This is a genomic window from Streptomyces sp. NPDC003248, from assembly GCF_055563235.1.
Genome location: NZ_JBVHDT010000025.1, coordinates 1 through 21,746, shown reverse-complemented (window position 1 = coordinate 21,746; position 21,746 = coordinate 1). Strand labels below are relative to the sequence as shown.

The following is a 21,746-nucleotide window of genomic DNA, read 5'->3' as shown; positions in this document are numbered from 1 at the left end:
CGTGAATTCACCGCCGGGCGAACGCAACTCGTGAGAACGTTGGGTGATGAAGCACCACGCCGATGGCGAGGTACTCGGCGAATTTCTGGTCAGTGCAAGATCTTTGGCCGAGTACCGCGCGATGTTTCACCTGTCCGACGACGATCTCACCGGCCGCAGGGTGCTCGATTGCCCCGGTGGCGCAGCGAGTTTCGCGGCCGAGGCCACCGCCCTGGGGGCCACGGTCACCGCGATCGATCCGATCTATGCCCGTCCGACCACCGACCTGGCCGTCGACGCCGTCACCGAGAACGACCGCGCCGTGGCCTGGGCCGCCGCCAATGCCCACCGCTACCGCTGGGACTGGTACGGCTCCCCCGACGGCCATGCCGCGATCCGGCGCGGCGCGGCCCGGCGCTTCGCCGCCGATCTGCGCGCCGCGCCCGACCGCTACATCGCCGCGAGCCTGCCCGAACTCCCGTTCCCCGACAAATCCTTCGATCTGTCGCTGAGCTCACACCTGCTGTTCAGCTATGCCGACCGCCTCGACGCCGAATTCCACCTGTCCGCCCTGCTCGAACTGTCCCGCGTCACCGAGGGCGAGGCCCGGCTCTATCCCCTGCTCGACTACACCGGCGCACCACTGGACGACCTCATCGCCGGGCTGCGCACCGAACTCCACGACAAGGGCGTCCCCACCGCGCTGCGCAAGACCCGTTACGAATTCCATCACGGCGCCGACACCATGCTGGTCCTGCAACCGGCCGCGTGACCGGGCCTTTCCGAGTTCGGTTCGCCGCCAGGCCGAACCAGTTTCATAGGGATCGCCTACCAACGGCGGGCCACACCGCGCCACTCCGACGGGCGGGCGGTAGGTTCTTAGTCGTGCATACGATGCGAGCCGGCCGGTAGTACGGCAGTGGTGGAGAAATCTCGACGCGCGGAGTTCCCGCGCACGGTCTCGACGCTCCTCCTGCTACTCGGTACCGCCGTCCTCGGCGTGACTCTGCTGTTCACCACCATGGATCCGTGGATGGACAGCGGCGGCATCCTCGTCGGCGGCCTCGACGTCCACATCTACCGCGACGGCGGCTGGCGGGTGCTGCACGATCGGGCGCTCTACATCGAGCCGACGCACTACGGACTCCTCTACACCTACACGCCGTTCTCGGCGCTGGCCTTCCTTCCGCTGGTGCTGGTGCCGTGGTCGGCCGTCACCACGACCTGGCTGGTCCTCAACCTCGCCGTGCTGTTCGCCTGTGTGCTGCAGAGCTGGCGGATGCTCGGCTACCGGGTGACGCCGCGCCTGGCCGTGGTCAGCGCGCTGATCATGCTGGCGTTCGTCTTCGCCGAGCCGGTGCGCACCACGCTCTACTACGGGCAGATCAATCTGTGGCTCATGCTGCTGGTGCTGTGGGACTTCTCCCGCGCCGAGCACAGCAGGCTGCGCGGTCTCGGCGTCGGCATCGCGGCGGGCATCAAGCTGACCCCGCTGTTCTTCGTTGCCCAGTATCTGGCGCAACGGCAGTGGCGCGCCGCGGCCACCGCCGCACTCACCTTCGCCGCGACGATCGGCCTGACCGCCCTGGTCCTGCCGAGCGATTCGTACCAGTACTGGACCTCGACGTTCTTCCAGTCCGGTCGCATCGCCCCCGATGTCCACCCCGCCAATCAGTCGCTGCGCGGCGCCGTCGCCCACCTCGTGCACGGGCCCGCCCCGGTCTGGTTGTGGCTGCTGATCGCCGTCCCGATCGCGCTGCTCGCCCTGTGGCTCGCGGCCGAGCTGGTGCGCCGCGACGAACCGCTGCTGTCGGTGACCCTCGGTGGGCTCACCGCCTGCGCGGTCTCGCCGTATTCGTGGGGGCACCACTGGGTCTGGTTCGTCCCGCTGACGGTCTATCTGATCCATCGCGCCCAGACCCGCGGCCGCTGGTGGGTCGCGGCGGGCGCGCTGTACCTCGCCATCGCGGCGTGGACCTACACCTACACCCCCACCTGGGTCAGTGTCGGCACCTTCCTGCTGCCGCCGTGGTGGCCGGGCGCGCAGGTGATGATGAACATCTACGTGGTGGTCTACCTGATCGTGCTGATCGGCGTCGTCCACCTGGTCCGCTCGACGCCGCCGCGCCGACGCCCCGAGCCGATCGAACCGACCGTCATCGATCCCCCTGCCGCGCAAGAACTCTCCCGCGCGATCCGGCCGCCGCGCGTCGCCGGCGGGGCGCACCCCGACGACGACCGCCCGGCCATGGTGGACTGAGCGCTACCCGCAGGCCCAGTCGAAAACGCCCGACTCCAGGTCGAGCTGGGCGTTGCCGCCGCCGAAGTTCATCCCGGAGACCTCCTCGATCTCCAGGTAGAACGGGGTCAGGCCCTCCGGGAGCGCCTGGACGGGGAACGCGGTGCCGCCCAGGTGGGAGCGGCCGAACAGCGGCTCGGCCCAGGGGTTCCAGCCGGAGTCCTCGGTGAGCGGGTCCTGGTAGCGCGAGTTCGGGACGTATTCGACCGGCGGGATACCGATATTGGGGTCGGCGACGCGCTCGGCCAGCCAGACGCCGATGGTGGGATGCACGTCGTCCCAGGCATTGCAGCCCTCGTCGCTCGCGACCGGCGAGCCGGGCAGGCGCACGTCGGCGGGCGGCGCGACCGGGCCCGCGGCGAATTCCGCTTCGGTCAGCCAGACCAGCGCGAAGACGCCGCCGATCTCGTCGTGCAGGAGCTGCAGCTGCGAGTGCAGCCGGGTCGAGACCAGCTCGCGAGCGACCGGATCGTCGGCGGCCGCGTCGGCCACGATCGGGTCGGTCGCGTCGGCGAACTGCCCCTCGCCCTGGAAGAAGGCGATGGCCGGGTATTTCGGCCCGCGGCGCTGATAGTCGACGGGCAGTCGCAGGGTGAGCGCGTGCATCATCGGCAGTCCGGTGACCGGCCCGCGCGGCCAGCTCGCCGGATCGATCGCGGGCCCGTCGCTGCCGATCCACCCGGAGCGCACCGGCGTGTCGAGCGTCAGCGGCTCACCGCCGGGCGTCTCCGCCAGTTTGTCCGCCGAATCCCCGAAACCCAGGTCGTAAGCCTTCATCGCAGCTCTCCTCTTCGATGCGCGGACGGTGCGTGGCGCCGCTTCGACAAGCGCCGTCGCCGAGGGTAACCGCTACCGGCGACAGGCGCGGGCACTGCGTGGAACCGCGGGCATACGGCCGATGACGAAACGTCGCACACCGGGAACGAAAGCGGCGGCGCGGCAACCGGATACCGGTCACCGCGCCGCCGCGAACGACGCCGCTCAGCTCAGAGCGCGGCCTTCAGGATCAGCGTGAGCACCGCGGCGACCACGGCGACGGCCACGGCCGCGCCGCCCCAGGCGACACCCTGGCGCGCCCACGGACGGCCCGCGTCGAGCGAGAAGCGGCCCGGGCCGGTGAAGGCCAGGCCGGCGGCGGCGATGGCGTAGACCAGCGGCGTCGAGTAGCCGGTCACCGACGGGTCGGCCGGGAACAGGCCACCGGCCCACAGCACATTGATCGCGTTGATCATCGTGCCGAGCACGATGGCGGCGGCCAGCGGCGTGAACAGACCGAATACCAGCAGCAGGCCGCCGACCAGCTCGCTGAGCCCGGCGAGCGTGCCGAAGAGCACGCCGGGGTTGTAGCCCATCGCCTCGAAGCTGTCGGTGGTGGTCTGCCACCCCATGCCGTTGAACCAGCCGAACAGTTTCTGCGCGCCGTAGGCGGCCATCAGGCCACCGAAGCCCACGCGCAGCACCAGCAGGCCGATGCCGGCGGCGGTGACCTCGTCGGCGGTGGCGGGGGAAGTAGCGGGAGTGGTGCGGGTAGCGGTGTCGGTCATCGTTTCCTCATCTGCGATTCGATACATGCCCGCAACCGGACCACGGTCCGATTGCCTCGTCCGGTCACAACCCCGGGTCCGGCGCGACTATTTCCCGCCACCCCCGGCACTTCCGTGACCCTGCTCACACACAACAGAAAGGCCGCCCCGAAGGGCGGCCTCTGCGCGAAGACTCAGTTCACCACGCCATGGTCGCGTAGCTGACCAGGGTGCTCTCCGACTCCTGCGACAGCTTCCAGGTGCCGCCGATGTTCTTCCAGGTCACCGGGATCGGGAAGGCGTAGTCGCCGAGGCGGCTGTTCAGGGTCGCCGAGAGGGTGTCACCGTCGACGGTGACCGGGCCCGAGACGTCCCAGCTGTAGCCCGGGATCCGGTTGACGGTGTCGCGAACGACGGTGAGGCTACCGGCGTTGCCCGACTCGAGTTCGGCCGAGGAGCCGTTCATGGCCGCCTGGAGCTTGCCCTGGAGCTCACCGGCCGACGGGGTCGCCGGGGCGGCGATCGCGGCGGGAGCGGTGGCGACGACGGCCGCGGTGACCGGCGCGAAGATGGTGGCAACCGCCATCGACGCGGCAACGAGCGAGCGCTTCATAGGTAACTCTCCTTCAAGCTTGGCTAGGCTAGCCTAAGTATAGGCACAGCTATGGTGAGTTCACCTACTCGACGAGGAAGAAGAAGTACCCCAGGAACAACACCATCAAAACCCACATGGCCGGATGGACTTCCTTGACCCGGCCCCGGGCGACCATCACCACCGGGTAGAAGATCATGCCCATCGCCAGTCCGTTGGCGATCGAATAGGTCAGCGGCATCATGATCACGGTCAGGAACGCGGGTACGGAGTATTCGAGGTGCTGCCAGTCGATCTCGCCCAGTGAGCGCGCCATCAAGACGCCGACCACGATCAACGCGGGCGCTGTCACCTCGGCCGACCCGGCGATCACCGAGAAGATCGGGTAGCAGAACATCGCGATCACGAACCAGCCCGCCGTGGTGATCGCGGTGACACCGGTTCGGCCGCCCGCCGACACACCGGCGGTCGATTCCACATAGGCGGTGGTGGTGGAGGTACCGATGATCGCGCCCGCCGTCGTGCCGACCGAGTCGGCGGCCATCGCGCTGCGCGCCCGTGCCAGCGTGCCGTCCTTGTTGAGCAGGCCCGCCTGGTTGGCGACACCGATCAGGGTGCCCGAGGCGTCGAAGAAGTCGACGAACAGCATGGTGAGCACCACCACGATCATCTGCCCGGTGAACGCGTCGGGCAGATGGATGATCGCCTGGCCGAAGGTCTGATCCAGGCCCTTGGGCAGCTCGGCGATCCCGTCCGGGATGCCGACCAGGCCGGTGACCATACCCAGGACCGTGGTCGCGACGATGCCGTAGAGCACCGCGCCGTGCCAGCCGATCACCAGGAAGACCACCGTGACGACCAGCCCGAACAGGGCGAGCAGCGTGGTGCCCTTGGTGAAGTCACCGAGCGTGACCAAGGTCGCGTCGCTGTTGACCACGATGCCCGCGTTCTTCAGCCCGAGGAACGCGACGAACAGACCGATGCCGGCGCCCACCGCGAACTTCATCTGCAGCGGAATGGCATTGAGGATTCGTTCCCGGATCTTGGTGATCGCCAGGATGAAGAAGATGATGCCCGACAGCAGGGTGCCCGACAGGGCGACCTGCCACGGAATGCCCATGCTCAGCACGACCGTGTACGCGAAGAACGCGTTGAGACCCATGCCGGGCGCGAGCGCGATCGGGTACCGCGCCCAGATGCCCATGACCAGGGTGCCGAAGATCGCGGCCACCGCCGTCGCGGTGAACACGGCCTGCATCGGAATGCCCTTGTCGCCCAGGGCGCCCTCGTCACCGAGGATCGACGGATTCACCGCCAGCACATAGGACATCGCCAGGAACGTGATCGTGCCCGCCATCGCCTCGCGCCGGAAGGTGGACCCGCTCGACGTGACACCGAAGTATCCGTCGATGCGCCCTCGGGCGCGGGTAACGACATCGCTGGCCATGACACTCCAGTCCGAATTTCAAAGAAGAAGGATGCCCAGGAACGGTAGCGGAAAGTTCACTGAATCGAAGAACCCGGCATCCGTGTCACGACGCAGGTCACGCCCCCGCGACGGCCACCAGCCCCAGTTCGGCATCCGACGCGAGCAGCGCGTTGTGGGGCAGCACACGCACGGTGTAGCCGACGGCGCCCGACAGCGGCACCGGCGACTGCACGGCATACAGCTCCACGCCCTCGTCGGTCCCGGTGTGCGTCATCTCGATGGTGGTGGTGTCGGACAGGTCGTCGGCCGGCGAGACCCGGCCGAGCACCGCCTGCACCACGACATCCGAGGGCGCCAGCCCGCCGAGTTCGACGCGCGCCTCCAGCGACAGCTTCGCCCCGATCACCGGGGTGTCGGGCAGGCCGGAACTGTCGACCTGCGCCACCCGCACCGACGACCAGGCCGCGTCGACCCGCTTGCGGTACTCGGCGACCTGCGCCGCGCCGGCGAATCCGTCGGCGGCGGCCCGGCCGAACGCGGCGGCCGCCGGGCCGTAGTACTGCTCGGCGTAATCGCGGACCATCCGCGAGGCCAGCACCTTCGGGCTGGTGGTCTGCAGGGTGTGGCGCACCATCTCGGTCCAGCGCACTGGCACGCCTGCCGCGTCGCGGTCGTAGAAGCGCGGGGCGACCGTGCGCTCGACGAGCTCGTAGAGCGCCGCGGCCTCGAGATCGTCGCGGCGGTGCTCGTCGCGTACGCCGTCGGCGGTGGGGATCGCCCAGCCGTTCTCGCCGTCGAACATCTCGTCCCACCAGCCGTCCCGGATGGACAGGTTGAGGCCGCCGTTGAGCGCGGACTTCATGCCGGAGGTGCCGCACGCCTCGAGCGGGCGCAGCGGATTGTTCAGCCACACATCGCAACCCCAGTAGAGGTAACGGGCCATCGACATGTCGTAGTCGGGCAGGAAGACGATGCGGTGCCGCACCGCCGGATCGTCGGCGAAGCGCACGACCTGCTGGATCAGCGCCTTGCCGCCGTCGTCGGCGGGATGGCTCTTGCCCGCGACCACCAGCTGCACCGGCCGCTCGGGATCGAGCAGCAGCGCGCGCAGCCGCTCGGGGTCGCGCAGCATCAGGGTCAGCCGCTTGTAGGTGGGCACGCGCCGGGCGAACCCGACGGTGAGCACCGAGGGGTCGAAGACCTCGTCGATCCAGCCCAGTTCCGCGTCGGCCGCGCCGCGCTGATGCCACGACTCGCGCAGCCTGCGGCGCACCTCCTCGATCAGGACGCCGCGCAGGGTGTTGCGCGTCGACCACAGCTGCCCGAGATCGACATCGCTGAGCTTCTCCCAGCCGCGCGCCTCCTCGACCAGCTCCGGGCCGACCAGCTCGCGCGCCTTGTCGATCCATTCCCTGGCCGCCCAGGTCGGCGCGTGCACGCCGTTGGTGACCGAACCGATCGGCACCTCGGCCGCGTCGAAGCCCGGCCACAGCCCGGCGAACATGTCCCGGCTGACCTCGCCGTGCAGCTTCGAGACACCGTTGGCGCGCTGGGCCATGCGCAGACCCATGTGCGCCATGTTGAACACGGAGGGATCGGATTCCCGGCCGAACGCCAGGATCCGGTCGACCGACAGCCCCGGCAGCAGCGCGGATTCGGACTCACCGTGCGCGCCACCGAAGTAGCGGCGCACGAGCGGCATCGGGAACCGGTCGATGCCCGCGGGCACCGGGGTGTGCGTGGTGAACACGGTGCCTGCCCGGACCGCAGCCAAAGCGGTGTCGAAATCCAGTCCGCCCGCGATGAATTCCCGGATCCGCTCCACCCCGAGGAAGCCGGCGTGGCCCTCGTTCATATGGAACACGTCGGGATCGGGCAGCCCGTTGGCGCGGGTGTAGGCGCGCACCGCGCGGACCCCACCGATCCCGGCCAGGATCTCCTGCTTGATCCGGTGGTCCTGATCGCCGCCGTAGAGCCGGTCGGTGACCGCGCGCAGCTCCGGATCGTTCTCGGCGATATCGGAATCGAGCAGCAGCAGCGGGATCCGGCCCACCTGGGCGATCCACACCCGCGCCCGCAGCACCCGGCCCTCCGGCATGCCGACATGGATCAGCACCGGCGAGCCGTCGCTGGTGAGCAGCCGCAGCGGCAGACCCTGCGGGTCCAGCGCCGGGTAGTGCTCCATCTGCCAGCCGTCGGCCGACAGCGACTGCCGGAAATACCCGGAGCGGTACAGCAGCCCGACGCCGATCAGCGGCAGACCCAGATCGGAGGCGGCCTTGAGATGGTCACCGGCCAGGATGCCCAGCCCACCCGAGTAGTTCGGCAGCACCTCGGTGACACCGAACTCCATCGAGAAGTAGGCGATCCCGGCGACATTCGTCCCGGTCTGCTGCTGGAACCAGCGCGGCCGCGCCAGATAGTCGCGCAGCCCGTCGGCGGCCGCGTCCACCCGGGCGACATACCCGGCATCGGCGGCGAGCGCGTCGAGCCGCTCGGCGGGCACCTCACCCAGCATCCGAACCGGATCCTGGCCGACCGCGCGCCACAGCTCCGGGTCGAGGTCGGCGAACAGATCCTGCGTCGGGCCGTGCCACGACCACCGCAGGTTCGTCGACAACTCGCCCAGCGCGGTGAGCCGCTCCGGCAGATGGGCACGGACAGTGAACCGACGAAGTGCCTTCACCCGCCAAAGAGTACCGAGTGTCGCGCCCGGATGCTGTTCGGGAGCCCGAGCGTCGTCGATCCAGCCGGTTCTACCCGGTGAACTGGGCGGCGAACTCGGGAGTGGGCGGGACCTCCGTGATGACGTCGATCAGGACGCCCGAGGGGTCGCTGACGATGAAGTGGCGCTGGCCGAAGTCCTCGGTGCGGAGCGCGAGTTCGGGGTGCAGGCCGCCGGTTTCGACCAGACGGTGCCATTCGGCGTCGACGTCGTCGACCTCGAAGTTCAGGACCAGACCCTGGACCGGCTTGCCGTAGCCCTCGGGGATGGTGGGGTGGGTGGGATCGAGCAGGGCCAGTTCGTAGGCGGGCTCGGCGTCGCGGGCGGGGCGGCGGAGGCTGACGTACCAGTCGGCCTCGAAGGTGATCTCGAAGCCGAACCAGCGCGTGTAGAAGTCGCGGGACTCCGCGATCCGGGAGGTGGCCAGAACCGGGTAGAAGCTGCTCAGTGCCATGACTTTTCCTTTCACATACCGATGGTATGTGTCGTAGGCTAGTTCACATACCACTGGTAGGTCAATGGGAGGACGGCGGATGACAGCCACGGCGCGGGCACGACAGCGCGAGGAGACGCGGCGGGTGCTGGTGACGCAGAGCAGGCGGCTGTTCGCCGCGAAAGGCTATGCCGCCGTTGGCCTGTCGGAGATCGTGTCGGCGTCGGGTGTCACCAAGGGCGCGCTCTACCACCACTTCGACAGCAAGGCCGAGCTGTTCCGCGCGGTCCTCACCCAGGTGCAGCAGGAGGTCGGCGAGCAGGTCGCCGCGGCCGCCGACGCCGAGCGCGATCCGTGGGCCCAGCTGACCACCGGATGCGCCGCGTTCCTCCGGGCCAGCGCCGATCCCCTGGTCCAGCGGATCATGCTGATCGACGGACCCGCCGTGCTCGGCTGGCACGAATGGCGCGCCCTGGACGAGGCCAACTCGGCCCGGCACCTGCACGAGGCCCTGGCAGCCCTGGTCGACGCGGGCATCCTGGCGCCACAGCCGATCGCTCCCCTCACCCAGCTGCTCTCCGGCGCGATGAACGAGGCCGCCCTCTGGCTCGCCACCACCGCCGACCCCGGCGCGCTCCCCGACACCATCACCGCCCTGGACAAGCTCCTCGCGGGACTGCGCACCACCTGACCGCCACAAACCGCTGGCAGCCACCGCCGAACCCATGTCACCATGCAGCGATGCCGCACTGGGTCGATGTCCTGCCCGAATTCCTGCTCGCCTCGCTGATCCTGGCCGCCCTGCCGGGCCCGGCGACCGCGCTGTTCCTGCAGCGCTCGGTGCGCGACGGCCGACGCGCGGGGCTGGCCGCGGTCGCGGGCAACGAGATCGGCGTACTCGGCTGGACGCTCGCCGGCGGCACGGGGCTGTCGATCCTGCTGGCGGCGAACCGGTGGCTGAACACGGCGATGCACGTCGTCGGCGCGGCGGTGCTGATCTGGCTCGGCGTCCAGGCCTGGCGCCACGCCCGCGGCGCCGACGACGATTTCGGCGCCGCCCTGACGGCGAAACTCCCCGGCGGCAACACCCCCGCCGCCGCCTTCCGCGCGTCGCTCCTCTCGATCGCCGCCAACCCCAAGGCCGCGGTCTTCGGCATCACGATCCTGCCGCAGTTCCTGCCGACCGAAGGACCGGTGCTGCCCACCCTGCTGATCCTGGCCACCATCCAGGTGATCCTGGACGGGGCCTGGTGCGTCGCGGTCGTCCTGGCCGCCGATCGGGCGGGTGCCTGGCTGCGCCGCGCCGCCATCCGCCAACGCGTGGAACGGACCCTGGCCGCGATCTTGGTCGCCCTCGGCCTCGGCCTGGCCGCGGACGCCCGCTGAGCGGAGGCGGCCCGCGTTCTCGGCTGGTCCGCGGGTTGCGGCGCTCAGCGCCCGGTCGGCGGAAATGCAGTAGGTTTGTGCGGTGACCGGCCGGATTGCCATAGATGACATCGCCCCGTCCATCCCCGGCGGCCGCCCGGCCAAGGCCGCCGTCGGCGAGGTGTTTCCCGTCCGCGCCGTGGTGTGGCGCGAGGGGCACGACGCCGTGGCGGCGACGCTGGCGGTGCGCGCGCCCGGCTCGTCCCGGATCACCCGCCTGCGGATGACCCCCGACTACGAGCCCGACGTCTTCAACGGCCTGTTCACCCCGCACACCCCCGGCGTGTGGACCTTCCGGGTCGAGGGCTGGAGCGATCCGATCGCGACCTGGCGCTCGGCCGTGGAGGCCAAACTCGCGGTCGGCCAGACCGCCCTCGACCTGGCCAACGATCTCGAGATCGGCGCCACCCTGTTCGAGCGGGCCGCCCAGGCGGTGCCCAAGAAGCAGTTCGAACGGTTGCGCGCCGCCGCCACCGCGCTGCGCGGCGACGAGCAACTGCCGGCCAGGGTCGCCCCGGCGTTCAGCGAGGAGGTCGCCGAGATCCTGCGCGCGACCCCGCTGCGCGAGATGGTCACCCGCGGCGCCCAGCATTCGGTGCTGGTCGAACGCAGGCGCGCGCTGGTCGGGTCCTGGTACGAGTTCTTCCCGCGCTCGACCGGCGGCCGCGACGCCGACGGCCATCCCGTGCACGGCACCTTCGCGACCGCAGCGCGCGAACTCCCCCGCATCGCGGGCATGGGCTTCGACGTCGTCTACCTGCCGCCGATCCACCCGGTCGGCGAGATCAACCGCAAGGGCCGCAACAACGCGCTCACCACCGAGCCGGGTGACGTCGGATCACCGTGGGCGATCGGTTCGGCCGACGGCGGCCACGACGCCACCAACCCACTGCTCGGCACCGAGGCCGATTTCGTCGACTTCGTCGCCACCGCAACAGGTCTCGGCCTCGAGGTCGCGATCGACCTGGCCCTGCAGTGCGCCCCCGACCACCCGTGGGTCCAGGCGCATCCGGAGTGGTTCACCACCCTGCCCGACGGCACCATCGCCTTCGCGGAGAACCCGCCGAAGAAGTACCAGGACATCTATCCGGTCAACTTCGACAACGACCCCGACGGCCTCTACGCCGAGGTGCTGCGGGTGGTCCGGCACTGGATCGCCCTCGGCGTCATCATCTTCCGCGTGGACAACCCGCACACCAAGCCCGCCGACTTCTGGGAGTGGCTGATCGCGCAGGTGCGCCGCACCGACCCCGACGTGATCTTCCTGTCCGAGGCGTTCACCCGCCCGGCCCGGCTCTACGGTCTGGCGCGGCGCGGATTCAGCCAGTCCTACACCTATTTCACCTGGCGCGTCTTCAAGTGGGAGCTGGCCGAATTCGGCACCGAGCTCGCGGCCAAGGCCGACGAGGCCAGGCCGAACCTGTTCGTGAACACCCCCGACATCCTGCACGAGAGCCTGCAGCACGGCGGTCCCGGCATGTTCGCCCTGCGCGCGGTCCTCGCCGCGACCCTCGCACCCACCTGGGGCGTGTACTCCGGCTACGAGCTGTTCGAGCACGAGGCCGTGCGCGCGGGCAGCGAGGAGTACCTGGACTCGGAGAAGTACGAGCTGCGCCCGCGCGACTTCACCGGCGCGCTGGCCCGCGGCGAGTCCCTGGAACCGTGGTTGACCAGGCTCAACGAGATCCGCCGCGCCCATCCCGCGTTGCAGCAGCTGCGCTGCATCCACTTCCACGAGATCGACAACGACGCGCTGCTGGCCTACTCCAAGATCGATCCGGCCTCCGGCGACGCGGTGCTGGTGATCGTCAACCTCAACCCCTACGGCGCCGAGCAGGGCCACATCTCGCTCGACCTGCCCGCGATCGGCCGCGAGTGGCACGACCACCCGGTGGTGTTCGACGAGGTCACCGGCGAGGAATACCACTGGGGCCAGCGCAATTTCGTGCGCCTGGACCCGGCGCGGGCCCCCGCCCACATCCTCGCGCTGCCCGCCGTGCCCGCCGCCGCGCGCGCCCCCCTGGCCTACCGCCGGACGTTCTGATGAAACGCCGCGACCTGATGCTGCTGGCGGCGGGCACCCACCCCGACCCGCACACCGTCCTCGGCGCGCACCCGCAACCGGACGGCACCGCGATCCGGGTGCTGCGCCCGCACGCCGAGTCGGTGACCGTGCTGGTCGGCACCACCGAGCATCCGCTGAAGTCGCTGGGGCATGGCGTGTTCGCCGCCGTCCTGCCGTATCCACAGGTCGACGACTACCGCGTGCGCACCGCCTATCCCGGCGGCCAGACGGTGATCACCGCCGACGGCTACCGCTTCCTGCCCACCGTCGGCGAGTTCGACCTGCACCTCATCGGCGAGGGTCGGCACACCCGGCTGTGGGAGGTGCTCGGCGCGCACCCACGGCACTACACCACCCTCGACGGCGATGTCGACGGCACCTCGTTCGCGGTGTGGGCGCCGAATGCGCGCGGCGTCACCGTCTTCGGCGATTTCGACCACTGGAGCGGCAACTCCGCGCCGATGCGCGCGCTCGGGTCGTCCGGGGTGTGGGAGGTGTTCGTGCCCGGTGTCGGGCCGGGCACGCGCTACAAGTACCGGGTGCACGGCGCCGACGGCCGCGTCGTCGATCACGCCGACCCGCTGGCCTTCGCGACCGAGGTCCCGCCCGCGACCGCCTCGGTGGTCAGCCGGGCCGACCACGTGTGGACCGACAGCGCGTGGCTGGACCGCCGGGCCGCCGCCGACGCCGTCCGCTCCCCCATGAGCGTCTACGAGGTGCACCTCGGCTCGTGGCGGCCCGGCCTCGGCTATCGCGCCCTGGCCGAACAGCTGGCCGAGTACGCGCGCGCGACCGGGTTCACCCACGTCGAACTGCTGCCGGTCGCCGAGCACCCGTTCGGCGGGTCCTGGGGCTACCAGGTCACCTCCTACTACGCCCCCACCTCCCGCTTCGGCGGCCCCGACGACTTCCGCTACTTCGTCGACCACCTGCACAACGCGGGCATCGGCGTGCTGCTCGACTGGGTGCCCGCGCACTTCCCGCGCGACGAATGGGCGCTGGCCCGCTTCGACGGCACCCCGCTCTACGAGCACCCCGACCCGCGCCGCGGCGAGCAACTCGACTGGGGCACCTACGTTTTCGACTTCGGTCGCAACGAGGTGCGCAACTTCCTGGTCGCCAACGCTGCCTTCTGGATCGAGGAGTTCCACATCGACGGCCTGCGCGTGGACGCGGTGGCCTCCATGCTCTACCTGGACTACTCGCGGCCCGACGGCGGCTGGGAGCCGAATGTCTACGGCGGCAGGGAGAATCTGGAAGCCGTCGACTTCCTCCAGGAGCTCAACGACACCGTGCATCGCGCGTATCCCGGCGTCGTCACCGTCGCCGAGGAGTCGACCACCTGGCCCGGCGTCACCCGCGGCACCGATGTCGGCGGTCTCGGTTTCACCATGAAGTGGAACATGGGCTGGATGCACGACACCCTCGGCTACCTGGGCCGCGACCCGATCCACCGGTCCTGGCACCACAACGAGATGACGTTCTCCCTGGTCTACGCGTGGAGCGAGAACTACGTGCTGCCGATCAGCCACGACGAGGTCGTGCACGGCAAGGGCACCCTGTGGACCAGGATGCCCGGCGACGACTTCGCCAAGGCGAGCGGCGTGCGCGCCCTGCTGGCCTACATGTGGGCACACCCCGGCAAGCAACTGCTGTTCATGGGCCAGGAGTTCGGCCAGTTCCGCGAGTGGGACAACGATCGCGGCCTGGACTGGCAGGAACTGGACAACCCACTGCACCAGGGCATCTCGACGATGGTCGGCGATCTCAACCGCACCTACACCGCGCACCCGGCGCTGTGGAGTCAGGACACCACACCCGGCGGGCACTCCTGGATCGAGGCCGACGACAGCGCCGCCAACGTCTTCGCGTTCCTGCGCTGGGGTGCCGACGGCAGCGCCGTCGCCTGCGTCTTCAACTTCTCCGGGTCGACCAGGGAGAACTACCGGATCGGCCTGCCGCACACCGGGTTCTGGCGCGAAGTCCTCAATACCGACGCCCAGGAGTACGGCGGGTCCGGCGTCGGCAACCTCGGCGGAGTCCGCGCCGAGGACACCCCCTGGCACGGCAGGCCCGCCTCGGCCACCGTCACCATGGCCGCCAACAGCGCGGTCTGGCTGGCCGCCGAACGCTAGTCGGTCAGCTCGATCCGGATCGTGAGCAGGTCGGTCCCGACCGTGCGCACAGCGGCGCTGTTGTAGCGCGGCAGCTCGCGCAGCCGGGCGTGCGGGTCGTCGTCGGGCACCAGGTGGGCGACGCCGTTGTGCCAGTGCCCGCGCAGCCGCACCCGGACCCGGTTGTCGGCGAGGATGTTGCGGACATACTGCGAGCGCTCGCCGAATTCGGAGACCAGCCAGAACTGGTCACCGACCCGGCGCCCGCCGATCGGCGTCGTCCGCGGCTGCCCGCTCACCCGGCCGGTGGTCTCGAGCAGCTGCTGGCCGGGCAGCCGCCGCGCGACCACATTGAGCGGCCGCTGGAACGTGGTGACGATCCGGTGCTGAATGTCGTTCTTGGAGCCCATGTTCCGACCGTAGCAGCGGCGGCGGCTCAGCCCTTGCTCGCGAGGTAGTAGGTATTGAGCGGATCACCGTCGACGTGGCTGGTGCTGACCTCGGTGAAACCGGCGTCGGCGAGCATCGCCAGCGCGCGCTGTTCGCCCCACACCGTGCCGAGCCCGTCGCCGCCCTGCCCCAGCGACACCGACATGCAGTGCATCGTCGACACCGCGTAGAGGAACGGGCCCAGCGGCAGGTCCAGGTTCTCCTCGAGCACGCTCGACGCGTGCACGTCGACCATCAGGAACACACCGTCGGCGCGCAACGCCGTCGCGATATTGGCCAGCACCAGCGCCGGGTGCGCCTGATCGTGGATGGCGTCGAACACGGTGATCAGATCGCAGGACTCGGGCGCGTGCAGTGCCGCCACGTCCTGCTCGACGAACTCGACGTTGGTCAGGCCCATCGCCGCCGCCTCGGCCCGCCCCGCCGCGATCGCGTCGGCGGAGAAGTCGTAGCCGCGGAACCGGCTGGCCGGGAAGGCCCGCGCCATCAGGTTCACCGCGTGTCCGCTGCCGCAGGCGATGTCGGCGACGTCGATCCCCATCAGCAGCCGATCGGTCAGCCCGGGCGCCATCGGCAGGATGACGTCGAGCAGCGCGGCGTCGAACACCTCGGCGCTCTCCTCGGCCATCAGCGCGTGGAAGCGGGCGTAGTCGTCGTAGGACAGGCCGCCACCGATCCGGAACCGCTCGACGATCTTGGGTTCCACCTCACCGAGCTGCCCGATGAACTGCATGACCCTGGCGAGATTGTCCGGTCCCGCGGCCCTGGTCAGACTGGCCGCGTGCGCGGGCGGGAGCGTGTAGGTGGCCGTCGGCGGGTCGTAGCGCACGATCCCGGCGGTGGTGACGGCGCCGAGCCATTCGCGCACGTAGCGTTCGTCCAGGCCCGCGGCCGCGGCGAGGTCCGGGCTGGTCGCGGCCGGGTTGGCGGCCATCGTGTCGAACAGGCCGACCTGGTGGCCCATGCTGATCATCAGCGCGGTGCTCGCGTGATCGAGCACCTCGACCATCTTTCCCGCGAAGGCTTCCACCTCGGCCTGATCTACCGCGCCCGAGTGGTCGAGTGAGGTCATGGTGTATCTCCTCGAGTCAGCTCGCGGCCCGGTGCCGCGGGTCTACCAGGAGATACGACGGGGCCGCCCCGGCAGTTCAGCCGGGACGGCCCCGTGGACGAAGGTCAGTACAGCGCGGTCGCGAGCTTGCGGCGGGCCGCGACGACGAAGGGCTCGGCCGGGTCGAACAGCTCGAAGAGTTCGAGCAGCCGGGTGCGCGCCCTGGTGCGGTCGTCGCCCGCGGTGCGCTTGATGGCCGCGATGATGCGCTCGAAGGCGGCCTCGGGGCGCTGCTCGAGCAGTTCCACGTCGGCGGCGTCGAGGGCGGCGTCCAGGTTCGCCGGATCGGCGTCGGCGGTGGCGAGCACGGCCGGGTCGAGCTGCTGGGCCCTGGTCAGGAAGCGCAGCTGACGCAGCGCGGCCTTGGCCTCCTCGTTGCCGGGCTCCTCGACCAGGATCGCCTCGTAGGCCGCCTCGGCGCCGGCGATGTCGCCCTCGGCGAGTGCGTCCTCGGCGGCGGTGAAGCGCGGGTCCTCGACCTCGGGCGCCGCGCCCGCGGCGTTCGGGTCACCCTCGAGCTTGCCCGCGGTCGCGTCCATCACCGCGTCGAGCCACTGGCGTACCTGCGCCTCGGGCTGGGCGCCCTCGAAATCGGCCAGCGGCTGCCCGCCCGCGACCGCGATCACCGTGGGGATGCCCTGCACGCGCAGCGCCTGCACGATGTTCATGTTCGCTTCGGCCTCGATCGCGGCCAGGTCCCAGCCGCCGCGATCGTCGGCGTTGAGCCGCTCCAGCGTGCGGACCAGCTCGACGCTGCCCGGGCTGCGCTGTGAGTACAGCGCGACCACGACGGGCACCTGCATCGAGCGGCGGATGACCTTGGCTTCGAAATCCGCCTCGGTGACCGTATGGTTCCCCGGGGCCGCAGGCGCGCCGCCGGGAGCGGCGGGCGGCTGCTTCAGCGCGGACAGATCCACCGCGCCGGACATGGCGGCGGCGACGGCGGGCGAAGGACGACGGGCAGCGGGTCGAGTCACGCTTTCCAGTTTGTCACGAAGCCGTCGGCGCGGCTGCCGGGGAGCCCTTGGTCGCGCCCGCGCTCAGTTCGCCCAGCTGACCGGTGCGCACGGCCCAGATCTCGAAGGCCACGGTGAACAGCGGCGGAATGCTCGACGCCAGCGCCAGCACGGTGGTCTTCCAGCCCCAGTTCAGTTCGCGCGCGGCCAGCAGCGCGGTGATCACGAACAGGATGAAGATCGCGCCGTGCACCGGCCCGAAGATCTTCACGCCGATCTCGTTGCCCTCGGCGGGCAGGTACTTGAACGCCATGCCGGTCAGCAGACCGATCCACGACAGCGCCTCGAGCACCGCGAAGAACCGGAAACGACTGGCGGTGGACCGCAGATCGAAGAAACCCATACCAGCCATTGTGCAGCATGATCTACGACACCACGTAGTTGGACCGCTCACACAAACGGGCCCCCACGCTCGGTAGCGCGAGGGCCCGTCGTGTCGGAACGAATCAGGCGGGGACGCGGATGATGAGCGCGTCGCCCTGACCGCCACCACCACACAGCGCGGCCGCGCCCACGCCGCCACCGCGACGCTTCAGCTCCAGCGCCAAGTGCAGCAGGATACGCGCACCCGACATACCCAGCGGGTGGCCGATCGAGATGGCGCCACCGTTGACGTTGACCTTCTCCGGGTCGAAACCCAGCTTCTTGGTCGAGGACACCCCGACCGCCGCGAAGGCCTCGTTGATCTCGATCAGATCCAGCTCGGCCGGGGTGATGCCCTCCTTCGCGCACGCGGCGAGGATGGCGTTGGCCGGCTGGTCCTGCAGGGTCGAGTCCGGACCGGCGACCTGACCGGCGGCACCGATCTCGGCGATCCACTCCAGCCCCAGCTCCTGCGCCTTGGCCTTGCTCATCACGATCACCGCGGCCGCGCCATCGGAGATCTGCGAGGCGGTGCCCGCGGTCACGGTGCCGTCCTTACGGAACGCCGGACGCAGCTTGCCCAGCGACTCGACGGTCGTGTCGGCGCGGATGCCCTCATCCTCGCTGACATAGACCGGATCACCCTTGCGCTGCGGCACGGCCACCGGCACGACCTCGTCGGTGAACAGGCCGTTCTTCCACGCGGCGGCGGCACGCTGGTGCGAGGCCGCGGCCAGCGCGTCCTGCTCCTCGCGGCTGACCTTGTCCAGGTCGTTGCGCTCCTCGGTCAGCAGACCCATCGCTTGGTCGGTGATCACGTCGTGCAGGCCGTCGTAGGCCATGTGGTCGACCAGGGTGGTGTCGCCGTACTTGTGGCCCTCACGGCTCTTGGGCAGCAGGTGCGGGGTCTGGCTCATCGACTCCATGCCACCGGCCACGACGATCTCGTGCTCACCGGCGCGGATCAGCTGATCGGCCAGCGCGATCGCGTTGATGCCCGACAGGCAGACCTTGTTGATCAGCAGCGAGGGCACATCCATCGGGATGCCCGCGGCGATCGCCGCCTGGCGGGCGGGCAGCTGCCCGGCACCGGCCGACAGCACCTGACCGAGGATGACGTAGTCGACCTGCTCGGGCGCCACACCACCCTTCTCCAGCGCCGCCTTGATCGCCACACCGGCCAGATCCGAGGCCTTGAAGTCCTTCAGACCGCCCAGGAGCCTGCCGACCGGGGTACGCGCACCGGACACGATGACAGAAGTCGTCACGAAAGCCTCGCATTCATTGAGTCGAACCTCGCCGCGACGCACACGGCGGTCAGCCGCGCACGTCAAGGGTTGCACTCAACGGTAACCGGTATCGGACGACACCTGGCACCCAGGTACGCGCTAGCTTCGAGGGGTGAGCAACGAGAACATCATCCCCGCCGACTACGTCATCGCCGTCGACCACGTGGGCATCGCCGTGCCCGACCTCGACGCGGCCGTCGCCTGGTACACCGACAATCTCGGCATGGTCGAGACCCACCGCGAGGTCAACGAGGCCCAGGGCGTCGTCGAGGCGATGCTGTCGTGCCCCGCCGCGGCCGACCGGGCGACCGCCCTGCAGTTGCTGGCCCCGCTGACCCCGGAGTCCACGATCGCCAAGTTCATCGACCGCAGCGGGCCGGGCCTGCAGCAGCTGGCCTACCGGGTCACCGACATCGAGGCGGTTTCGGCCTTCCTGCGTGACCGTGGCCTGCGTTTGCTGTACGAAGCGCCTCGTCACGGCACCGCCGATTCCCGCATCAATTTCATCCATCCGAAGGATGCTGGCGGTGTGCTGGTGGAGCTCGTCGAGCCGAACCCGAATGTTACGCACTAGTAGGCGGATACGGTCGGTAAATCTCGGCGAGATCACAATCACGGTCGAGTCTCCATAGGCTCGCTCGAGGCTGTATTTTGTGTGCCATGTCGTCACCTGAGTCCGATCGCAATCGCTTCGTTGCACTGCCCTTCACCGTTGTGCGCAAGGGTTATGCGCAAGACGAGGTGCGCAACTACTTCGACCGCTTCGACGCCGAGCTCCGCGTCACCGCCACCGACCGGGATGCTGCCGCCGCGCAGGCCCGGAATCTCGCCAGCCAGCTGGAAGACGCGCGGGACGAGATCGACGAGCTCCGCAAGGAGGTCGACCGGCTGTCCGTGCCGCCGACCACCGCCGAAGGAATGTCCGACCGTATCTCGCGCATGCTGCGCCTGGCCTCGGACGAAGCGTCCGAGGTCCGTGCGCTGGCGCAGGCCGAAGCCGCCGAGATGGTGTCGATCGCCGAGCAGCAGGCCACCGAGATGCGTGGCAAGTACGAGTCGCTGCTCGCGGAGACCAAGGAGAAGCGCGAGGCGCTCGAGATCGAGTTCGAGCAGACCCTCGCGAACGCGCGCACCGAGTCCGCCAAGATCATCGAGGCCGCGCAGGCCGATGTGGAACGTCTCGGCAAGGAGGCCGAGGCCAAGCGCAAGGCCACCCAGCAGGACTTCGAGGCCACCATGAACGATCGGCGCACCAAGCTGACTCGTGCCATGGAGGAGCTCGAGGCCACCAGCCGCGCCGAGGCCGCCCAGCGGATCAAGGACGCGACCGACGAGTCGAACCGTCTCATCAGCTCCGCCACCCAGACCTCCGAGCGCAAGATCGCGCACGCGAAGGAACTGGCCGAGGAGATGCGCGTGCTGCGCGGTCGGGTCCTGGCCCAGCTGCTCGGCATCCGTGGTCAGCTCGACTCGGTGCCCGCCATGCTCGCCGCGGTCAACCGCGAGAGCGAGCTGCTCGACGGCGCCCCCGAGCGCAAGTCGATCGGCAACAACGGCAACAACAAGTCCGTCTCGGGCTCCCGCCAGACCAAGGCCATCCCCGAGGTCGCCGACGCCGACGAGGACATCGTCGACGAGGACCGCGAGAGCGCCGACATCAGCAACTGACGTCGGACCAACGACGACATTGCTCCACCCTCATAACCGAAGAACCGAAGGCCGCCTCGAATGTTCGAGGCGGCCTTCGGTTTTCGTGGTCTCGGGACTCAGGACCAGCGACGGGTGATGCCGCGGGTGCGCCTGCCGTTCCAGCAGCCCTGATGCCAGTGCCTGCGGTCGTCCTCACCGCCGTCGGCGGCCCAGGCGACGATATGGGCGACCCCTGGCGCGATCTCGTGGTCGCAGCCGGGACACCGGTACGTCTTGACCGCCCTGGCACCGGGAACGGTGCGGACGATGTAGGTCTCCTCGCCCGGCCCGTCCTCGGTGCGCCCGTAGACGTCACCGATCGGCGCCGGCTCGCTACGTCGCCCTGAGCGTGGTTTACGTCGCGGCATGGCTCCCAGCCTAGAAGAGGCGGAAAACGTTGCTCTCCGTGCCACGCAGCTCGTCGTAATCGAGCGTGAGGCAGCGGATTCCCCGGTCCTCGGCCAACGTCCGCGCCTGCGGCTTGATCTGCTGCGCCGCGAACACGCCGGCGACCGGCGCCAGCAGCGGGTCGCGATTGAGCAGTTCCAGGTACCGGGTGAGCTGTTCGACGCCGTCGATCTCGCCGCGCCGCTTGATCTCCACGGCCACCGTCGCGCCGTCGGCGTCGCGGCACAGCAGGTCCACCGGGCCGATGGCGGTCATGTACTCGCGCCGGATGAGGGTGTACCCCTCGCCGAGCTTCGTCACGTGTTCCGCCAGCAGCTCCTGCAGATGCGCTTCCACGCCGTCCTTGACCAGACCGGGGTCGACGCCGAGCTCGTGCGAGGAATCGTGCTCGATGTCCTCGATGGAGATGCGCAGTTCCTCGCCGGCCTTGTTGGTCACCACCCACAGCGCCTTGATGTTGTCCGGCACCGCCGTCTTGCCCTCCCGCAGCGGCGTCACGCCGTCGGGCACCTCCGCGGGGACCAGGGTCGCGATATCGCGTTCCTCCAGCCAGCACGGCGGGCTCATCCAGTTCAGCGGCTTGTACGAGCCGCCATCGGAGTGCACGAGCACCGAGCCGTCGGCCTTGATCAGCAGCAACCGGCGAGCCATCGGAAGGTGGGCGGTCAGTCGGCCGACGTAGTCGACCTGGCAACGAGCAATGACAAGGCGCACCACAGCACTGTAGGTGACGGGTCCGGGAACGCAAAAAGGCCCTCCAGCAATGCTGGAGGGCCTTTCGCAATGATGTTCCGGCGGTGTCCTACTCTCCCACACCCTGTCGAGTGCAGTACCAT

Annotated in this window: 21 protein-coding genes; 8 read left to right on the top strand and 13 right to left on the bottom strand. The window is 69.6% G+C overall.

Annotated features, from left to right (window positions below; genetic code table 11):
* The first annotated feature begins 46 nt into the window (after positions 1-46).
* The gene (locus tag ACZ3KJ_RS34230; protein WP_365017190.1) at positions 47-751 is read left to right on the top strand and encodes a hypothetical protein; all 705 of its coding nucleotides are present in this window, start codon (positions 47-49) and stop codon (positions 749-751) included.
* A gap of 150 nt (positions 752-901) precedes the next feature.
* Positions 902-2,239: a glycosyltransferase 87 family protein gene (locus ACZ3KJ_RS34225; RefSeq protein WP_355284212.1), complete on the top strand. Its 1,338-nt coding sequence runs from the start codon at positions 902-904 to the stop codon at positions 2,237-2,239.
* Positions 2,240-2,242: 3 nt separating this feature from the next.
* Here the strand turns inward: ACZ3KJ_RS34225 and ACZ3KJ_RS34220 are convergent, their stop codons facing one another.
* The 6 genes from ACZ3KJ_RS34220 to ACZ3KJ_RS34195 all read right to left on the bottom strand — a co-directional run bounded on the left by ACZ3KJ_RS34220 (position 2,243) and on the right by ACZ3KJ_RS34195 (position 9,001).
* Positions 2,243-3,055, bottom strand: a complete 813-nt coding sequence (locus tag ACZ3KJ_RS34220) for a hypothetical protein (RefSeq protein WP_355284215.1) — start codon at positions 3,053-3,055, stop codon at positions 2,243-2,245.
* A 209-nt stretch (positions 3,056-3,264) separates the two neighbouring features.
* On the bottom strand, positions 3,265-3,822 hold the full coding sequence (locus tag ACZ3KJ_RS34215) for a DoxX family protein (RefSeq protein WP_355284218.1): 558 nt from the start codon (positions 3,820-3,822) through the stop codon (positions 3,265-3,267).
* 178 nt (positions 3,823-4,000) lie between these two features.
* Entirely contained in the window at positions 4,001-4,414 is a 414-nt protein-coding gene (locus ACZ3KJ_RS34210; protein WP_355284221.1) for an MTB12 C-terminal domain-containing protein, read from the bottom strand.
* 64 nt (positions 4,415-4,478) lie between these two features.
* Entirely contained in the window at positions 4,479-5,840 is a 1,362-nt protein-coding gene (locus ACZ3KJ_RS34205) for an NCS2 family permease (protein WP_355284224.1), read from the bottom strand.
* A 97-nt stretch (positions 5,841-5,937) separates the two neighbouring features.
* On the bottom strand, positions 5,938-8,508 hold the full coding sequence (gene glgP / locus ACZ3KJ_RS34200) for an alpha-glucan family phosphorylase (protein ID WP_355284227.1): 2,571 nt from the start codon (positions 8,506-8,508) through the stop codon (positions 5,938-5,940).
* Between the two features lie 70 nt (positions 8,509-8,578).
* Entirely contained in the window at positions 8,579-9,001 is a 423-nt protein-coding gene (locus ACZ3KJ_RS34195) for a VOC family protein (RefSeq protein ID WP_355284230.1), read from the bottom strand.
* Positions 9,002-9,080: 79 nt separating this feature from the next.
* On the opposite strand from ACZ3KJ_RS34195, the gene ACZ3KJ_RS34190 reads away from it, so the two are divergent.
* The 4 genes from ACZ3KJ_RS34190 (at position 9,081) to glgB (ending at position 14,605) form a co-directional block, all read left to right on the top strand.
* Positions 9,081-9,671 (top strand): TetR/AcrR family transcriptional regulator, encoded by a 591-nt coding sequence (locus ACZ3KJ_RS34190; RefSeq protein ID WP_355284233.1) that lies wholly within the window; start codon positions 9,081-9,083, stop codon positions 9,669-9,671.
* A 50-nt stretch (positions 9,672-9,721) separates the two neighbouring features.
* Positions 9,722-10,366, top strand: coding sequence for a LysE family translocator (locus tag ACZ3KJ_RS34185; RefSeq protein WP_355284235.1), 645 nt, complete (start codon positions 9,722-9,724; stop codon positions 10,364-10,366).
* Between the two features lie 82 nt (positions 10,367-10,448).
* Complete coding sequence (locus ACZ3KJ_RS34180; RefSeq protein WP_355284237.1) at positions 10,449-12,449, top strand: alpha-1,4-glucan--maltose-1-phosphate maltosyltransferase; 2,001 nt, start codon at positions 10,449-10,451, stop codon at positions 12,447-12,449.
* Complete coding sequence (gene glgB / locus ACZ3KJ_RS34175) at positions 12,449-14,605, top strand: 1,4-alpha-glucan branching protein GlgB (RefSeq protein ID WP_355284240.1); 2,157 nt, start codon at positions 12,449-12,451, stop codon at positions 14,603-14,605. The genes ACZ3KJ_RS34180 and glgB overlap by 1 nt, the downstream gene beginning before the upstream one ends.
* Here glgB and ACZ3KJ_RS34170 read toward each other — a convergent pair.
* The 5 genes from ACZ3KJ_RS34170 to ACZ3KJ_RS34150 form a co-directional block, all read right to left on the bottom strand.
* Positions 14,602-14,994: a nitroreductase/quinone reductase family protein gene (locus ACZ3KJ_RS34170; RefSeq protein WP_355284243.1), complete on the bottom strand. Its 393-nt coding sequence runs from the start codon at positions 14,992-14,994 to the stop codon at positions 14,602-14,604. The genes glgB and ACZ3KJ_RS34170 overlap by 4 nt on opposite strands.
* 26 nt (positions 14,995-15,020) lie before the next feature.
* On the bottom strand, positions 15,021-16,106 hold the full coding sequence (locus tag ACZ3KJ_RS34165) for a class I SAM-dependent methyltransferase (RefSeq protein ID WP_355284246.1): 1,086 nt from the start codon (positions 16,104-16,106) through the stop codon (positions 15,021-15,023).
* A 104-nt stretch (positions 16,107-16,210) separates the two neighbouring features.
* Complete coding sequence (locus ACZ3KJ_RS34160) at positions 16,211-17,122, bottom strand: tetratricopeptide repeat protein (protein ID WP_467532765.1); 912 nt, start codon at positions 17,120-17,122, stop codon at positions 16,211-16,213.
* Between the two features lie 13 nt (positions 17,123-17,135).
* Entirely contained in the window at positions 17,136-17,504 is a 369-nt protein-coding gene (locus ACZ3KJ_RS34155; RefSeq protein ID WP_467532763.1) for a DUF3817 domain-containing protein, read from the bottom strand.
* Positions 17,505-17,607: 103 nt separating this feature from the next.
* Positions 17,608-18,792: an acetyl-CoA C-acetyltransferase gene (locus ACZ3KJ_RS34150; protein ID WP_355284251.1), complete on the bottom strand. Its 1,185-nt coding sequence runs from the start codon at positions 18,790-18,792 to the stop codon at positions 17,608-17,610.
* A 133-nt stretch (positions 18,793-18,925) separates the two neighbouring features.
* Here ACZ3KJ_RS34150 and mce point away from each other — a divergent pair, with 133 nt between their 5' ends.
* Positions 18,926-19,387, top strand: a complete 462-nt coding sequence (gene mce / locus ACZ3KJ_RS34145) for a methylmalonyl-CoA epimerase (RefSeq protein WP_355284254.1) — start codon at positions 18,926-18,928, stop codon at positions 19,385-19,387.
* A gap of 140 nt (positions 19,388-19,527) precedes the next feature.
* Complete coding sequence (locus ACZ3KJ_RS34140; protein WP_467532761.1) at positions 19,528-20,481, top strand: hypothetical protein; 954 nt, start codon at positions 19,528-19,530, stop codon at positions 20,479-20,481.
* A 98-nt stretch (positions 20,482-20,579) separates the two neighbouring features.
* On the opposite strand, the gene ACZ3KJ_RS34135 is transcribed toward ACZ3KJ_RS34140, so the two are convergent.
* Positions 20,580-20,870, bottom strand: coding sequence for an ATP/GTP-binding protein (locus tag ACZ3KJ_RS34135; protein WP_355284258.1), 291 nt, complete (start codon positions 20,868-20,870; stop codon positions 20,580-20,582).
* Positions 20,871-20,880: 10 nt separating this feature from the next.
* A complete protein-coding gene (gene nucS, locus ACZ3KJ_RS34130) occupies positions 20,881-21,624 on the bottom strand; it encodes an endonuclease NucS (RefSeq protein WP_355284260.1) in 744 nt (247 codons plus the stop codon).
* Between the last annotated feature and the right edge of the window lie 122 nt (positions 21,625-21,746).

Coding starts and splice junctions, on each gene's coding strand:
- ACZ3KJ_RS34215 (WP_355284218.1), bottom strand. CDS start 3,822: ATGACCGACACCGCTACCCGCACCACTCCCGCTACTTCCCCCGCCACC.
- ACZ3KJ_RS34165 (WP_355284246.1), bottom strand. CDS start 16,106: ATGACCTCACTCGACCACTCGGGCGCGGTAGATCAGGCCGAGGTGGAA.
- glgB (WP_355284240.1), top strand. CDS start 12,449: ATGAAACGCCGCGACCTGATGCTGCTGGCGGCGGGCACCCACCCCGAC.
- ACZ3KJ_RS34170 (WP_355284243.1), bottom strand. CDS start 14,994: ATGGGCTCCAAGAACGACATTCAGCACCGGATCGTCACCACGTTCCAG.
- ACZ3KJ_RS34205 (WP_355284224.1), bottom strand. CDS start 5,840: ATGGCCAGCGATGTCGTTACCCGCGCCCGAGGGCGCATCGACGGATAC.
- ACZ3KJ_RS34195 (WP_355284230.1), bottom strand. CDS start 9,001: ATGGCACTGAGCAGCTTCTACCCGGTTCTGGCCACCTCCCGGATCGCG.
- ACZ3KJ_RS34185 (WP_355284235.1), top strand. CDS start 9,722: ATGCCGCACTGGGTCGATGTCCTGCCCGAATTCCTGCTCGCCTCGCTG.
- ACZ3KJ_RS34190 (WP_355284233.1), top strand. CDS start 9,081: ATGACAGCCACGGCGCGGGCACGACAGCGCGAGGAGACGCGGCGGGTG.
- ACZ3KJ_RS34210 (WP_355284221.1), bottom strand. CDS start 4,414: ATGAAGCGCTCGCTCGTTGCCGCGTCGATGGCGGTTGCCACCATCTTC.
- ACZ3KJ_RS34230 (WP_365017190.1), top strand. CDS start 47: ATGAAGCACCACGCCGATGGCGAGGTACTCGGCGAATTTCTGGTCAGT.
- ACZ3KJ_RS34135 (WP_355284258.1), bottom strand. CDS start 20,870: ATGCCGCGACGTAAACCACGCTCAGGGCGACGTAGCGAGCCGGCGCCG.
- ACZ3KJ_RS34220 (WP_355284215.1), bottom strand. CDS start 3,055: ATGAAGGCTTACGACCTGGGTTTCGGGGATTCGGCGGACAAACTGGCG.
- ACZ3KJ_RS34155 (WP_467532763.1), bottom strand. CDS start 17,504: ATGGGTTTCTTCGATCTGCGGTCCACCGCCAGTCGTTTCCGGTTCTTC.